The organism is Paenibacillus hexagrammi (assembly GCF_021513275.1).
Classification (GTDB): domain Bacteria; phylum Bacillota; class Bacilli; order Paenibacillales; family NBRC-103111; genus Paenibacillus_E; species Paenibacillus_E hexagrammi.
Window position 1 is genome coordinate 5,229,329 of the sequence record NZ_CP090978.1, and the last position, 17,559, is coordinate 5,246,887.

Genomic DNA, 17,559 nt, shown 5'->3' on the forward strand with positions numbered 1-17,559 from the left:
GCTGCAACTTCATGATATCATCCCTTAAGTTTACTTGGGTAGAATTTTTTGGAAGTTGTGTTGGTAAACAAATATCCCCACATCACAATGACGTAGGGATACTTTGTAAAGACTATTTAGCTGCTTTGACTTGCTCCAGCAAACGCACAACAACAGTGGCCACCTGTGCCCGAGTACTATTTTGAGCAGGTGCAAAATGAGTATCATCTACTCCGTTCAGGAGACCAAGTGTCGTAGCTACGGACACATATTGCTTGGCCCAATCGTTGATATTGCTTGCATCTTCGTAATTAACCAATTGAGCAGATGCAGCAACATCTTCAAGTTTCTTTCCAGTGGCGTTTAAATAGGCATTAACCATCATGATAGCTAGCTGTTCACGTGTAACATTATCTTTCGGTGAGAAGGTACTGTCGCTTGTGCCGCCTACGATCTTTGCAGCAAATGCGGCATATACAGCTTCCTTATACCAAGAATCATCAGCCACATCTTCGAAAGATTTCTCAGCGGCTGCTGCCTGGAGATGAAGAGCCTTCTTGAGGATCGTAACAAGCTGTGCTCTGGTCATTTGGTTATCCGGCTGGAAGAACTGCTCGTTCATACCATCGAGGATCTGCTTGCTGACAAGCTTCTCGATGTCTTTTTGTGCCCAGTGTCCTTGGATGTCGGCGAATGTTTGGATGTCGGCCGTGCCTGTCGAAGTCCCAGAGGCCTCCTGAGATTTCTCCATCACTGCATATTTTGAGAAGTGAGGTAATGAAACGGTAATGGTGCCGTCGCCATTAACCTTACCTCCCATGTAGGTCCAGGTCTTAGTACTTTCATCCAACCAGTAAACACCAAGTTTACTAGTATCTTTTACTTTCGATGAGTCATAGTGGAATGTAGCCTCGATCGGCGTACTAAAGCTTGTAATCGGTATATCCTTCTCACTAAGTGAGAAATCCAATACTGGAGATACAGCCTTAAAATTTTTCGGTGCAGATTCAGCTTCCGATGTGACCTTGAGCTTAACGGTGTCATTCTTGTTTGCCACAGGTAATGCATTCACTGGGAATATGAGCTGTACATCGTTGGCTTTGATGACGATCGGCTTCCCTTTATCTGCTGCTTTCTGCACAATGTCGGCACCAAAGCTAACAGTTGTAATATCAATATGCTGCTTGGCTGTAGCATCCAACGTAAGTTCCTTCTTCGCATCCTTGGCAAGTTCGACTAGCATGTCGACATGACCCGGCTGTACATCGTACGTCATCTTACCATTAGCGTCAGGCACAGGCAGGCTTGTGCTGCCACCGCCACCACCTCCTCCTCCTCCGCCGCCACCAATCGCAACTGGAGCAGGGGTAGGTACAGGATTAATAACGTAGGAGTACTCTGCATAATCACTCTGAACATAATTTTTCATGGAATATACCGAAAGAAAATCGTTCGGACCATCCATCTCAATTTGGGTTGTAGGCAGCACTTTGCCCGCCCCTTTAATCTGATCTCCTTCAATCAGCAGCGCATACATATCAGCACCAGACACCGAAGAAGATAAAGTGATGTTTTTTGTTCCTGTGTAAGTTCCGCTAGCCAGACTTGGGACCGGTGCAGCAGGTCGGCTAACCTCATGAATATAATTCGAACGTCTTTCATAATTGTTAGAATCGAGCAGGTCCACATAAAAATAGTAATGATAAACATCAGTAGGACTGGATGGATCCAGGGTTACCGTTACTGTGCCCTGCCCATCACTCAAATCCACATTTTCAAAATGACCTTCGAGAAAATCGAATTCTCTTGATTCGATGCCTTCTCTGTACCATCTAGTATCTATATTCGCCGGTCGAGCATAAGGTACGATATTTCCACCTAGATCCTCGAAGGTCGCATTAAACGTAATACTGCGGCTTTGAGCAATATTATCTTGTACGACTGCCAGTTTAGCCCTAGGAATCTCATAAGCCAACTTACCGTTTATAAGACCTTGACCATAATCCATCTGAAAAGTAACGGCTTCATCTGCATAACTATTGAAGTTTTCATAATCGTAGGTATGATTTGTATCAACCAAATTCCCCTTTGTCATAGAAGAGAGAATCGCCCGCAGGTCCTCGTTGGTCAAATTATTGTTATACGCTTTTAGAAGGGCAGCGTAACCGGCTACAAAAGGGCTGGCCTGTGACGTCCCTGACATGTATGTGTAGTCTCCGTTCAGATATGTGCTGTAGATGTTTACACCTGGTGCAACCACATCAATTTTACCTATATTGGAAAAGTCAGCGATCGTCAGGCGACTGTCTGTTAGCTGCTCAACTGCACCAACACTTACAACTTCCTGATAAGCCGCCGGATAGGAAGAATAATAAGCATACCGATGTGTATCATGGGCAAAATCGCTATCTAGCTGTCCAACCTCATTATTGATCCAGTGATTACTATCGTTCCCTGCTGCCGCAACAACCAGAACATTATTGGCGGCTGCCTTTCGCACCATATCTTGCAACGCCTTGCTTGGTATATCCCAACCGAGGCTTAAGTTAATTATGTCTGCATGATGATCAATGGCGAATTGGATACCCTGAACAATCGCAGCTGTAGTTCCCCCACCATCTTTGTCCAGAACTTTAATCGGCATCAGCTTCACACCAGGGGCTACCCCTGTATATCCAGTTGCATCATGAGCTTGAGCTGCGATAATTCCAGCTACATTAGTGCCATGCCCATGGTCATCCTGCGCCTCCGGACGGTTATTAACAAAGTCATACCCCGGTACAAGCGACTGAATCAGATCGGGATGCGTAAGGTCCACTCCGGTGTCAATGACAGCAACGGTTACAGCTGAATTCTGAAGCGGAGTAGTCTGTTCGGTAGCATAGGTGAGTTCTGTAACTGTTTTGCCCCAATTCTTCATATAGGCTTGATCACTAGAGGAATAAACGGATTGTATAACGGAGCTCGCAACAGGCTCTATCATGTTAACTTTAAATACGGGTTCAGCGTATTCGACTTCCGGGTCGTTCTGTAGAGCATTCAGTTTATCAGCGATACTGATATCTTCTGAGAAATGAAGGTTATATAACGGATCAGAACCTACGGATGAAATCAGTTGCTCATTTCCTGAGTACGACTTGTTTTTCTTGGCACTTGGCTTGTACTTTACAATTACTTGACCCGGTACAATGATGGATTGATCATAGTGTTCCGTATTGAATGATTCTAAGGTTATAGGCTGATTTGCTGCATAAGCCTGAGGTAAGTTGCCGCCCACTAACAGGCCAAACATTAAGACAGCTATCATCCCATTCTTAAACTTGCTTGATGGTCTACTAGTCTTCACATGAAACCTCCTAATAATGATAGAAAACTAGATCTATTATAATAGAGGTAATGTATGATGTATATTAAATTCTACAAAAATATACATTTTCTCCTAAATGAATAAACAGAGAGCTTGATAACCGCCACTATATCTCAAAAAAATATCCCTACGTCACATGAACGTAGGGATATTTTTTGTTAGTTTATTTAGCTGCTTTGATTTGTTCCAGCAAGCGCACAACAACAGTGGCTACCTGTGCACGAGTACTATTTTGAGCAGGAGCAAAATGAGTATCATCTACACCGTTCAGGAGTCCCATTGCTGTTGCAACGGACACATATTGCTTAGCCCAATCGTTGATATTGCTCGCATCTTCATAATTGGCCGATCGAGCAGATGCAGCAACATCTTCAAGTTTCTTTCCTGTAGCGTTCAGATAAGCATTAACCATCATGACAGCTAGCTGTTCACGCGTAACATTATCTTCCGGTGAAAAGGTGCTGTCGCTTGTGCCGCCTACGATATTTGCAGCAAACGCGGCATACACAGCTTCCTTATACCAAGAATCATCAGCCACATCTACAAATGATTTCTTAGTCGACTCAGCCCGTAAATTCAGGGCTTTTTTGAGAATCGTAACAAGCTGCGCTCTGGTCATTTGGCTATCCGGCAGGAAGGACTGCTCATTCATGCCATCTAGAATCTGCTTGCTGACAAGCTGTTCGATGTCTTTTTGTGCCCAATGTCCTTGGATGTCCGTGAATGTCTTTACACCTGTCGGTGTGCCGGTAGACGACTGAGATTTCTCCAACACTGCATACTTCGAGAAGTGAGGCAATGAAGCAGTAATGGTGCCGTCACCATTAATCTTACCTCCCATATAGGTCCAAACGTTTTTGGCTTCATCCAACCAGTAAACACCAAGTTTGCTAGCATCCTTCACCTTGGATGAATCATATTGGAAAGTTACCTCAATAGGCGTATTAAAACTTGTAATCGGTGTATCCTTCTCGCTAAGTGAGAAATCCAATACTGGAGATACAGCCTTAAAATTTTTCGGTGCAGATTCAGCTTCCGATGTGACCTTGAGCTTAACGGTGTCATTCTTGTTTGCCACAGGTAATGCATTCACTGGGAATGTGAGCTGTACATCGTTGGCTTTGATGACGATCGGCTTCCCTTTATCTGCTGCTTTCTGCACAATGTCGGCCCCGAAGCTAACAGTTGTAATGTCAATATGCTGCTTAGCCGATGCGTCTAGTGTAAGTTCCTTCTTTGCATCCTTGGCGAGTTCAACCAACATGTCGACGTGACCCGGCTGCACGTCATACGTCATTTTACCATCAGCATTAGGCACCGGCAGGCTTGTGCCACCACCACCGCCTCCGCCTCCGCCGCCTCCACCACCAATTGCTGCTGGCGCAGGGGCAGGGGCAGGATCAGCTGCTTCAGCAGCATACACTTTTTCAACCTTTAAGCTTGGAATTCCATCATTACGTTGCACGGATAGGTAGAGCTTGCCAGAACTAGTTCCCAATTGAGGAACACTAAAGGCAACCGACGTAGCATTTTCCTGAACTTCACGAAGTAAGATAGAATTACCTGAATTCGAATCATTGTATACTCGAACTATATCCCCAGGCTGCAAACCAGAAACTGCAATTGTATCAGGGGTCCCCGACTTGTTATTGGTAATTTGAATTTGATTAGAAGTCAGTGAAGAGCTATAAGTCCGATCAACTAAATCTCTCGTAAGCGGAACACTCAATCCCTGTGAGGAAACTGTGGATACAGCAATTTTCGTTGCTCCTGTAGGAATCTTTGTATTCATCGGAATACTTACCATGCAATACCCAAATTGATTAACTGGAACGCTCATAATAGGCTTTAGCCTTTGTAATTGATCGTTCACAAAGTAAACTTCATAGCTGTTTATATCATTAGAAGAATTATTACTTAGATAAGTATTTGTATAAAATAGTAGGTTGCCTCCTACTTCACCCGTATCGCTGTCATAATCATCAAATGGTTCTACGTAATCGATAGGAGTTTGATTATTATTAAGAGGTAATGCAGAAACAGGTTCGCTCCCTATATGATCCGATAAACTGAAAACTGCGATTCCCCTCTCTTCATTTGTTGGACTTACTGCCATGAGCAACAAGCCCGCGGCACCTACCGGAATCTGAGACTCTTGAAAAGTTGTTTGATATTGCTTCTGCCCAGCACTGATTGTTGCAAATGAATTTCCGATTATATGTTGATTTGAATCAACAAAACGAATCACATAATTCTTCACGTTGGTTTCATCATAGACAGGAACCCAATGCAACACCCCATTCATTTTCTGAGCACGCGAATCTCGGTCTTCAAAATACACACTGCCTGGATCAAAGTCCATACGGTCCCATAATCCAAAATAAAATCCGTTTGTACCTTCACCCTGGGCGTTCTTTTCGAAGATCCCTATCCTCTGGGCTCCAGCAGGAATAGGAGTACCATTAGGGAAAGTAAGCTCATACGTAGGAATGTTTGACCCTTGGTTAGGGCGAATCAAATTACTTCGAGTAATTTCGGCTAGAGGTTGCAGTTTCACATTGTGTCCGTCAACAAAATAGAGGTCGTAGCTCGTTGCGCTGTTATCTGAAGTTAAGTCATACCAACTGATCGAACCGCCAAAGCTTCGACGCGAGAAGTCATTGTCATCGGCTTGAATAACTTGCACTTGTGGAGCTGGAATTGCCGAGTTCACCCCTGTAATTTGACCATCACCAGAAGTGTTGTCAAAAATTTGCATACGGTACAGCTCTGTTCCTGTGTTCCCGTTTAAATCTTTCGGGCGCAGGTCGAGATAAATAGCTCCGGCAGGAATGACGTTCTCATCAATATCTACTTGATAAGGTATATCCGATGATGGTACATGCTTGGAAACATCATGTGCGCTTCCCATCACGTTTCCAGAAGCATCTGCAAAAGTCAGCCGATATCCAGAGTAATTCGTTTCAAATGGAGTATACCAGGATACCAATGGATGTATGTTCCCACGAGTTGCATCTTGATCCTCAAATGTATAGTTGATGTACGGATTTGAATCTCCACCCCCACTTCCTCCCCCTGGTGTCGGATTAGAAGTATAAGAATCATTATCCACTAGCTCTACAGTTGCAGCGGAAGAGCTTTCCCCGTTGGAATTTTTCGCATAAATCCCTAGATATTTTGCTCCTGTCGGAATGTTCGTTTGCTGAATATTGTAGTTGTAGTAAGAGCTATTGGATGAGTATGGAGTTTCTGCAATTGGACTTCCCATTTTACTTTTATTCTGATCTAAGAAGTAGATAGTATAAGCCGTTATGATGGATGTACTAGGCGTTGTATACCAATAAATGCTGCCGCTTATTTTTCCTGCGTTAGCATCATTGTCACTGAAGTTCACATTCGAAACCTGAAGCTTTGGCGGATTAAATTCCGGCGCAAGATCGTGTAGAGTCTGCATAGATGAAAACCTTTGTAGAGTTTTTCCATCTTCAGAAACCATAATGATTTGCCCGTTCGGCAAAGCCAGCACTTTCTTTGTGACAAATGGCAGGTGATACTGCAACAAATACGTATCTCGATTCCAGACAGAGTCGGTTGCAAAAATATCCGCTCCTTTAGCAGCAATAATACTAGCCCCAAAATAGCCCTTCCATGCGGGGATCGCAAGAAGCGTATTTTTATCTAGCAGATTACTTGCGTAATACAGATCATTTCCACTTAATGTGAGTACGCCTAATGGATTGTTGTATGCTTGGGAAACGGCCTGCTGTGAGAAATCCGTAAGGTTGAATTTGATAGTCTCACCCGTTGAATTGGTTGCTAGCATTCCGTAATATAAGGCATTGTCCTCTGTACTAAGAATCATACGACCTTGATCCATAAGGTCTGCAGCGAAAGTAGCCTTTGATCCCAGGGTTGTATCGATGACATGAATCCCCGGATAACCGAAACTCCCCATATTTGAAGCGGTGTAGTAGAGCTTCTCATTGCTGTATACAATTTGCTTGACAAAACTATCTACATCCCAGGAATATACCGCCCCACTAACACTAGATTCGGAAAGTGTATCTACTCGCTTGATCTGTGTCGAGGATGAAAAACTGAGATAAAGCTTGCCATTATCGAGAAAAATTGAGTTCGGATTAGAACCAATCGCTCGAGTTTCTTGAACGGTCATATCACTAGTTCGAATTCTCATTAGCTGATTAGTTTCAGAGGATATTGCAAACAGATTCGAACCGTCACTGCTGTATACGAGGTCGGTTACAGATTTGTCGAATACTAGTTTTTGACCATCTGATACTGGCGGAGTGGAGGTCGTAGTATTGAGACTAGTCATTTGTATGACATTGGGTAAATTAGAGTTCCATCCATCTGCCCCGGTATAGGAATAGATATGATTCTGACTATCCACCAGTACCAATCTAGCTGCTATAGAGAGTTCCGCAATTTGTGTAAATCCATCTCGGTCAAGAACGTAGGTATGAGATGGTTTGTAATAGCCTCCGTTAGCTGCATCGTTGGTAAAAACATTGTTATCTGCTACATAAATAACACCATGCTGATAAGTGCCTTGAATGGAAGCCAGGTCCGTATTTTTAAGACGATAGCCCGCATAAAAAACCTGATCTCCATTAACAATTACTTTTCTAGCTGGATACCCGAATCCATAGTTATGATCGTAGGTACTTTGGGAAAGGAGCTGCAGCGTGGAAGTGCTGTATGAGAATATATTAGAACCGCTAGACCCCGACTCACCTATATACAAAATATGGTTTACTTCGTCAACAGCCAGGTCTGGTTCGGAAAAGTCCCACTTAGATCCCAAATAGGTTTCCGTATGAGTTGTTACATCGTAGGACGCCACTTGACACCATTGGTCATATTCGGCATAAAAGAGCTTGTTACCGTCTATCGCTAATTCATATGGCTTTATCGTAGTCGTGATCGAGCCAACTACTTCCTTCTGCGCGATATCAACAATGGCAATGGCTGTTGTTCCAGACAAAGCTACATATAATTTATTACCGGATTGTACTAAATCTGACGGTGAAGTACCGAGACTCACTTGCTTCTCTAGCTGAAGGTCACTAAGACGAATGAAGAGTAGACTGTTAGCTTCTTGGGAGACTGCGTAAATATATCCATTCGTTTCGTCCATGATCCATTCCCTGATTGGTTTTTGCAAAGTCAAAGAGGGGGACGCTCCTGTTGCATATGCTTGTTTTACGTTAGTCCCTAGCAGCATAGATGATGAAAGCAATGTCAAAATTGTCAGTAAAATGATAAATCTTCGTCGAAACCTAACATTTCGGTACATTCTGATAAACATAGATGAAAATCCCCCTAGTAATTTGGATATTACAGCACTCTACTACTATATCTTAGTCTACTTATAGCATCAATGACCCAGAGAAAAATTTACGTATTGCCCTAAAATTAGAAGTTTACATAATTCCATACAATAATCATATAAAAAGATAAATCCCCCTCAATTAAAAAAACCACTCTCCAATCTGAAAGACTTAGAGAGTAGCCGTTTATAACCAATATTCTCTTTTAAGGAAAACTCTTTTCCACAAATCGCACTTCCGCCTAAGGCATAGCCCTCCCTCTGGCACAGACGTACAGCTGATACCATTCGTCACGGGTAAGCTCCACGCTCAGCGCCTGCGCCGAAGCCCGAATCCGTTCCGGATTCGTCGTGCCGATCACGGGCTGAATGCCGGCCGGATGGCGCAACAGCCACCCCAGTGCGACGGCTTCGCGGGAAACTCCCTTGGATGAGGCCAAGGAGGCGACCAGGTCAGCCGTTTGCTTGACCGATTCGGGCTGGCCTTCCAGGCTCGCGCCCGTAAAGATTCCTTTCGCAAGAGGACCCCATGCTTGAATTTGCACGTTCTTCATCTGGCAATATTCGAGCGTGCCCTCTGGAAATGGAACCGCAGCGCCTTCCTTCTGGTTGTGGTGAATGCTGGCATCGAGCCAGTCCAGCTTGGCGAAGCTTAGCTCCAACTGGTTGACGAGGAGCGGTTCAGGCAGGCTCGCCTGAATAAAGGCCATCTGAGCCGCGCTCATGTTGGAAACGCCAAAGCCTTTCACCTTGCCAGCTTGCCTCAAAGCGGCGAAGGCCTCGGCCACCTCCTCCGGCTCCACGAGCGGATCGGGCCGGTGCAGCAGCAAGATATCAATGTACTCCGTGCCTAAACGGTTCAAGATACCATCCACACTGGCCAGTATATGTTCTTTGGAGAAGTCGAACCGTTTCGGAAGACCGCTTGAGCTGTCCAAGGGTCGGATACCGCATTTGGATTGGATCAGGATTTGATCTCTAAGCCCTGGTCTTTCCTTCAGCATCTGACCGAATACGGTCTCCGCCTTGCCGTAGGCATAAATGTCAGCGTGATCAAACATGTTGATCCCGCAGGATAATGCCGTATCTACAACTTTGTGGGCTTCCTTCAGATGCTCAGCCGTCAGCGGATCATGGGTCCAGCCGCCTCCCAGTCCCATGCAGCCGAGCACAAGCTGACTGGCCCCGATCCCCCTCCGATTCAATGGAATAGTCCTACTCATGTTGTTTCCCTCCTACCTCCTAAGGTTTCTACCATTACGAACGTTGATCATTGAAGCTTCAGCTTCACTACTCCAGTGAACTTACCCTGTACAGTCAGTCGGAGAAGGCTGCCTTCCTGCGTCCACACGGACTCGTCGGATTGCCCTTCTTCCCAAACTGCACCATCCGGCGTGGACAAATGCAGGGTTAATGGCTCATCCCAAGGCCACTGGATTCCTACTTCTACCTCTTTCTCTAGAATGGTAAACTGAGTAATTTCAGTACCTCCCATCGAGAAATGCCCATCCGAAGAGACGATCATCGGAACGTCATCCACTTCAGGAGTAATTCGCAGGTGGAACGACGCGTGAGGCGGAAGCTGTCCTAGATCGAGAGAGTCCCCGTAGCCCACACCCTGCACCACTTTACCGGTCCAAAATTCTGCAACTGTAAACGACGCATGCTGTCCGGCAAACGGACCTACCAGCAGCTCATCCAGGCGAACCGATACCGGAACCGCCTGATCTTCCCAGTTGACGATGCTAACCGTGTGCCAGGTTCCAAGATCCACTGCTTGGCGGTCTACCTGGGTATCAAATATAGCGGGATACTGATTGCCTTCGTACATGTCCCTAGGCAGGGCTGCGATTCCCGTTGACGGGATCAGATGGCGCATCAGTCCAATCCGGTCTGCGTCAATTTCAGCCATCGGCTCGGTAAAGCAGTTGAGCCCACCGCCCCAGTATTGATTCAAAGCTGTAACCCGCGCTTCATCCTCTGTCAGCAACCCTAAGCTCAGGTCGAGTGAGCGAAACTTCGTTTCCCGCCTGCGAACCATTAGCGCATCGGGGTCATTGTGCCATAAAGGATTCATCCAATAGCGAAGCACGTTCTGCTTGATCGTAAACGGGGCCACCTTGCCACCCTGCTTCCCTCTCCACTCGGACCACATGCTGAGCACGTCCGAGCTTGTGCGGTGCGCATCCACTAAACCGGAGGGCGCGCTGAACATGCCACCGCAGATGAGCAGGTAACCGTCCTCTCCGATCCCACGGCGAACCGCTTCAATCCCCATCCGGTAAGCCTCTGCGCGAGTTGCTTTCGGATTATAGTACTGATAATCCCCATCCAAAGCGACAGCTCGAGTAAAATCAAGCTTATGGTACGTATAACCCCAGCCCGTCAGCTTACGGTACAAGCCCTCTATCCAAGCCTGAACCTCTGGGTGAGTCACATCCCAGACCATATTATCGGTGTTGTTCATATAGAACAGCACGGGGTCGCCATTGGCATCCTTGAGCAGCCAATCGTCATGATAAAATCTCATATCGCTGCGCGGTTCGACCAGGAACGGAGCCGTCCAGATTCCCGGACGGTAGCCCGCATTTCGGATTCGCTGCGCCACTTGCTGCATGCCATCAGGAAAACGGTGATTTGCATCCCAGTTGCCGAAGCGCTGTTCCCAGCCCTCATCAACTTGAACGACATCCACCGGAAAATCCTTCTGCTTCAAAACTTCCAGATTGGTATATACGTCCTCTTGGCTGACGGTATCCCCATAGTAATACCAAGTGCAGAATACCGACGGAGGATTGTGCATGGCCACAGAGCCGGTCGCTCTTCTCTTAGCCTCTACATAGCGCTCGACAGCTGTGAACGGTTCCCCTGCATCCAGCCGGAGCCAGCCTCCCTCGCGGCTTTCCCCCGGTGCTAGTTCAACGTGATCGAACAGGCAGGAAGCTTCCAAGAAGTCCAATGCCCGGGATTCATCCGTACGAATCCTGAACTCCGACAAATGCCGAACGGCATCAATGAAGCCTACAAGCAGGGAAACGGGCCCGCTGTCCGTGCTTCCGACAATGACGCTAAGCTCGTCGCTGATAATTTCATTGGAGAGCTTTTCCGCTGCAGCGGCATATTTACCAGTCTCGCTAAGCCCCGTGAGCGCATCCATATAAGCAAGGTCATTGCGCCCCAGCACACAGACGGAAGGAAGGTCATTCTTCTGCCGTCCGTTGCGGTAGAAGACCCAATCTCCCGCTCTCTTATTCCCCAGCGTCAGCCCCTCACTCCCTTTCACCAACAAGGGGACCAGTCGAATCAGTTTCAGCGCTGATTCCCCATGATTGCAAACAACAAGACGAACATCCATGCTTGTAGGCTCATCTGCCCGGTACCGAACCTCACGAATGACTTCAAGCGGACCGCAGGAAAACCGTTCGGAACTGATCGTAACGCACTCCCCGCCTTCTGCTGATTCAGAAACAGTTCGTTCCACCAAGCTCCAATTCGTTGGTCCCGCTCCTTCCCAATCCACATCAAAGGCAGCACGCAAATTCAAATCCGGTCCCTTCCACTGGAGGTCATGCGTCTGCGGATCCCAGGCCAAACTCCATGTTGGGTATGCTGTATTCATTTCACTGATCTCTCCCTCTTGAGTATGCTGCTTTCGTTCCGTTGATCTCCACTCATTGAATACACTGCTTTCTTCTCATTAATCACCGCTCATTGAGTACGCTGCTTTTACCTCGATGATTCCCGCTCATTGAATACACTGCTTTCATCTCGATGATCATCGCTCATTGAGTATGCTGCTATCGTTCCGCTGATCACTTCCCGAGGATTCAAGCCGCTAAACACCATAATAGCCAGAGGAGAGCACTCATCCGGCTATTATGGCAGTTTCATTCAGTTATTTTTTTACATGCGCATTATATTCAGCCAATGATTTCTCGAAAGCCGCTGCCCATCCGTCGAGGAATTCCTTGACCGTCATTTTGCCTGCCAGTACCTTCTGCAGCGCTGGGTCCTCTTGGTTATTCAAAATGTTAGTGTAATCCGGCAAATAAAGCGGCCGGTCTACGATGACGGAATCTTTATCGTTTAACATCTGAACGCTGACACTAAAGTGCTGGGCGTTCTTCACCCAGTCGGCATTCATGACATCCGAGTTGGTGGGAATTGCGCCAATCTTTTCATTCCAATAGCTTTGATTCTCTGCCGTATTCAAGAAGCTGACGAATTTCCATGCTTGGTCAGGATGTTTACTCCCTTTAAAGATGACATGGCCTACCTCTGTGCCACCAATCAGAATTCTTTTGCCTGTGATCGCCTTCATGATCGGCATAGCTGCAAATTTACCTGCTCCCAGCGTGTCCCTGTGCTGACCGTAGGAGCCGATATTATGCTCGATCATCGCCGCTTGTCCCGAATCGAAAGCTGCAACCATCTCCTTGTAGCCATTCGTAATATCACTCTCCGGGGTATTTTTCTTATACATACCCAGGTATTTCTCTAAAAACTCCACATGCTTTGGATCGTTTAAGGTACTTTTGCCGTTAGCATCAAACATGGACGTGATACCGGAGTAACCGTACATCATGTCGAGCAGCTGCTGGCTGCCCCCAGGACCTCCGCGTAGGCTGAAACCGTACTGGTTATTGTTCTTGTCCGTAAGCTTGTTCACGTTGTTAAAGAAATCATCCCAGCTGTCTGTTGCCTGAAGCCCCTTATCCTTGAACCAATCACTGCGGTACCAAATCAAGGTCGGCGTCATCGTGTTGGCAATCTGGTAAAGCTTTTTGTCCTGCACAAGATTACGGTAAGACTGGATTACGGCTGGGGATATCTTGTCCTTATCGCTCCAGCTATCAAAATAACTGTCCAGAGGGAGCAAGGCTCCTTTAAATACAAAGTCTGTTACCCACGTTTTTGGCGCCTCCGCTACATCGGGAACGTCATTTGCAGCAATCGCTGCGTCAAACTTTTCCTTAGCGGAAGAAACCGGGAAATCGACATAGTTGATTTTGATATCCGGATTTTCTTGTTCAAACTTGGTAATCAACTCTTTGTAAAAAGGAGTGGTATTGGCTCCGCCGTTCTCGTTCCAGAACGTAATGGTCACTTTTTCTCCCGGTTTGGTTGATGCGGCTGCATTGCTTTTGCCTGATTCAATGACGGTTTCCTTTCCATTGTTCGTTGTTCCGCATCCGGCAAGCGCCATAATGGAAGCACAGCTAACTAGCAGAATCTGGGCCATTTTCTTTTTCATGTGAGAACCCTCCTAATAAGTTGTGTTTGTATATAAATCCTAAAGTGGAATTGAAACCAAGCCATCTGGTCTAGCCCTTGACTGCACCTGCACTCATACCTTGAACCAGGTATTTTTGCACATAGGAGAACAATAACACCGTCGGCAATAGGGCGATCATGCTTCCCGCGGCGGAAGCGCCATAATTAATCTTGTACTCGCCCTGCATAAAACTTAAACCGACAGGAATCGTGAAGTGGGCATTATTGCTGATAAACATCAGAGCGAACAAGAATTCATTCCAAGCTCCGATAAATGTGAAGGCGCCTACAGCGATAATCCCAGGCATAAGCACTGGCAGGACCACATAGAGGATCGACTTGAAACGGCTGCAGCCATCAATCATCGCGGCCTCCTCTAACTGGATTGGGACGTTAGCAATAAATCCGCTCATCAGAATCGTATTAAACGGAAGCTGTATCGTTGTGTACGTGATCACAAGCGAAAGCGGGCTGCTGATGAGCGACATGCTCTTGAATATAAGGAACAACGGGATGATCAGCATAGCTGCCGGAATAAATTGGGTACACAGTAGCAGGATCATGAAAGCAGCCTTCCCTTTAAAGCTGAACCTGCTGAGCGCGTAGCCCGACAACAAGGAAATGACCAAGACACATACAACCGTTGCTGAAGCCACAATGATACTGTTTTTAAAAAAAGTAGAGAAGCCTACGCTTTCCCATGCAAAAGCAAAATTGCTGAATGTTGCAGGGCTCGGTAGCAGCTTGAACGGCGCGGTATAAATATCAGTTTCTCGTTTCAGTGAGGTCGATAATGTCCAATAAATTGGAAACAGGATAAACAAGGTGCATACACAAAGCGGCACATATAGGGTCAAGGTCCGCTCCCCAACAAAACGAAGCTTGCTCATTGACTGTCATCCTTTCCAAATCGGGATATTTTCAGATAAACGACTGAGAATATCAGCAGCAGGCAGAAGGTCACGACCGTAATGGCCGATCCGTATCCGAAATCTCCGCTCTTCACGGCTAATTGTGCCACGTACAGCGTCAGCGTAGTCGTTGCATGTGCTGGACCTCCGCCGGTCAAGTTGAAGATCAGATCGATGTTATTGAACTCCCATGCGGTACGCAGCAGCGTTGTTAAGATAATCGTGTTTTTCAGATATGGAAGCGTGACATGGGTGAAAGACTTCCAGCGCCCTGCCCCGTCAACCTTAGCCGATTCGTACAATTCCCCGGGTATCGTCTGCAAGGAGGCTAGCAGCGTGATTGAGAAGAAAGGCAGCCCCCGCCAAAACTCGGCGATAACCACGGACCCGAAAACGGTATGTACATTAGCCGTCCAGGCGATCTTATTATGAATCAAACCCGCCGCCATCAGAAGGTGGTTGATGATCCCGATATTTTCGTTCAGCATGTTCGACCAAATCAGCGAGGCGATGACCCCGGAGATGGCCCATGGGAGGAACGCGGCCGTTCTAAACAACCAGCGAACTCTGAAGGATTGATTGAGCAGCAGTGCGACTAGCAGGCCAAAAACCAGCTGCAGACAAACCTGCACGAACACCCATTTGACTGAGATCCACAAGCTCGAATAGAACATCGGATCGTCGGTGAATACCTTGACGAAATTCTGCAACCCGGCAAATCCGTTATAGTACGGCTTGGACATATTATAGGTCTGAAAGCTGTAGTAAAAAACGTTCGCTATCGGGTAGAACAGAAAGCTGGCGATCATCAGCAGTGCGGGAGTGATGAATAAATAAGGTAAACTGGCGGTACTCCATCTGTTGACTGTGGTTTTTTTGTTCATGTTTTTACCCTCACCTTTTTGTTCTTACACAAAGTTTAAGTGAAGAGCGGTCATATTCGAATCCAAATTTTTATTCGATTTGTACACTTTTTTTAACAAAGAGATGAGAGGGAGAAACCTGTTTATATAGTAAAAAACCCCCTTGCTAAAAGGAGGTAGACTGTTGTTGATAAGAGGCAATGAAGGGCTCGTAGTCATCGTTTTCTGTATTCAGACGGCGAATAGCCCGTGTATTTCTTGAAACAAACACTAAAGTACTGGGGATTGTTGAACCCAACCTTCTCTGAGATTTCAAAGCTTTTATAGTCCTCTTGAGTAAATAGCTCAATGGCCTTCGTCATACGGATGTCGAGGAGCACTTTATTAAAGTTCGTTTTGAGCTCCCTCTTGAACAGCAGACTCAAATAAGTCGCGCTTACAAAGACCTCTTTGGCCACTTCGTTCAGCGTCAATTCATGATCGGAATAACGCCCGTTCATATATTCGACAGCCAGCTCCACTGTCTTTTTCCTTGTGTTCATCTTCTTGCTCTTCATGAAGCCAATCAAATCACCGAACAAACCGCGCAGAACCTCGAAGATATCCTCAATGATTTCCGCTTTGAAGATGCTCTTATACGCCTCCGAAATCCGTTCCTCGTAATGCTCCCGCCACTCCTTCATTTCCTGAAAAAGAAAGGCTATCGTCTCCACGCCGATAAACTGTGCCTGCTCGAGCGAGTCGATTCCGCTATGCACCAGCTCCTGCTCGATTTCGAAGATAACCTCGTACGTCTCCTCGAGCAGCCCCATTTTGGCCTTAGCTACCAGTAAGTCCTGCCTCTCTCTGATTTCCGTCGTATTCACAGTTTCCTCAGAGCCTTCTAAACGGTCATGCGTCGTCAGTACGCGGTTTTTCCCACGAACCAGCCTTAAATTCAAAACAGAATCGGCATCCGCGTAAGCTTCGGACAAGCTCTCCAGCCCTTGGTACACATTGCCCTGACCTACCGTGACCGTGGATTTCAAGTATAATTCGATCGTTGTACGCAGCTTTTCTGCGAAACTGCCCACCTTCGCTTGCAGCTCACTCTTCGGCACATCGTGATTAATGAACATAACCATCCGGTCATCGTTTTCAAAATAAATATATCCGTGAAAATACTGTCGAAGCAGCTCCTCACAAATGTTCAGCATGCAAAAATGGTACAGCTCTTTTTCCTTATACCGGGTAAGGATAGCCCCACTGTGGTAATCGTCTATCTTAACGATCAAAACCGCAACTTGCGAGTCTTCCAGATGGATGCCAAGACTTTCCCTTTCGCCTTCCGTTCCAACAGCCGACGCCTCTCCGATAAGCAGTTTTTTCAAATACGTTCCCCGCAGGTAGGGCAGTCCTTCTTTGATTTGCCGCTGCAGCGTGTACTCTTTTTCCAATTCCCGTTTGATCTCGGTAATCTTCTCGCATAGATGTTTGCTGTCAACCGGCTTTAAAATATAATCAAATACCCTCAGCTTCAGCGCTTCCTGAACGTATTCAAACTCCCCGTACCCTGTCAGAAAAATTACTTTCGATTCGGGATACTGTTCCCGTACGATCTGGCTCATCTGCAAGCCGTCCATAAAAGGCATCCGAATATCCGTAATGATGATCTGCGGCCTCTCTGCGGCGATTAATTCCAATCCTTTATTTCCATTGCTCGCGGTCCCAACCACCCTGCAGCCAAGCTCCGCCCAGGGGATGGTGTGGGTTAGCCCCTTTCTGATAATCATGTCGTCATCAATAATAGCTACTTTATACATCTGCGGCCTCCTT

Annotated in this window: 8 protein-coding genes; all 8 read right to left on the reverse strand. The window is 46.5% G+C overall.

The genetic code is table 11. The features are described from left to right. Positions 1-112 precede the first annotated feature (112 nt). The 8 genes from L0M14_RS23860 to L0M14_RS23895 all read right to left on the reverse strand — a co-directional run bounded on the left by L0M14_RS23860 (position 113) and on the right by L0M14_RS23895 (position 17,546). A complete protein-coding gene (locus L0M14_RS23860) occupies positions 113-3,325 on the reverse strand; it encodes a S8 family peptidase (RefSeq protein WP_235118980.1) in 3,213 nt (1,070 codons plus the stop codon). Between the two features lie 184 nt (positions 3,326-3,509). Beyond that, a complete protein-coding gene (locus tag L0M14_RS23865) occupies positions 3,510-8,537 on the reverse strand; it encodes an S-layer homology domain-containing protein (RefSeq protein WP_235118981.1) in 5,028 nt (1,675 codons plus the stop codon). A 401-nt stretch (positions 8,538-8,938) separates the two neighbouring features. Next, positions 8,939-9,919, reverse strand: a complete 981-nt coding sequence (locus L0M14_RS23870) for an aldo/keto reductase (protein WP_235118982.1) — start codon at positions 9,917-9,919, stop codon at positions 8,939-8,941. Positions 9,920-9,966: 47 nt separating this feature from the next. Then, entirely contained in the window at positions 9,967-12,315 is a 2,349-nt protein-coding gene (locus L0M14_RS23875) for a glycoside hydrolase family 36 protein (protein ID WP_235118983.1), read from the reverse strand. A gap of 276 nt (positions 12,316-12,591) precedes the next feature. Continuing rightward, a complete protein-coding gene (locus L0M14_RS23880; protein ID WP_235118984.1) occupies positions 12,592-13,950 on the reverse strand; it encodes an ABC transporter substrate-binding protein in 1,359 nt (452 codons plus the stop codon). Between the two features lie 70 nt (positions 13,951-14,020). Next, entirely contained in the window at positions 14,021-14,860 is an 840-nt protein-coding gene (locus L0M14_RS23885; RefSeq protein ID WP_235118985.1) for a carbohydrate ABC transporter permease, read from the reverse strand. Further along, positions 14,857-15,765: a carbohydrate ABC transporter permease gene (locus L0M14_RS23890; protein ID WP_235118986.1), complete on the reverse strand. Its 909-nt coding sequence runs from the start codon at positions 15,763-15,765 to the stop codon at positions 14,857-14,859. The genes L0M14_RS23885 and L0M14_RS23890 overlap by 4 nt, the downstream gene beginning before the upstream one ends. A 194-nt stretch (positions 15,766-15,959) precedes the next feature. After that, positions 15,960-17,546, reverse strand: a complete 1,587-nt coding sequence (locus L0M14_RS23895) for a response regulator (RefSeq protein WP_235118987.1) — start codon at positions 17,544-17,546, stop codon at positions 15,960-15,962. Positions 17,547-17,559: the final 13 nt, after the last annotated feature.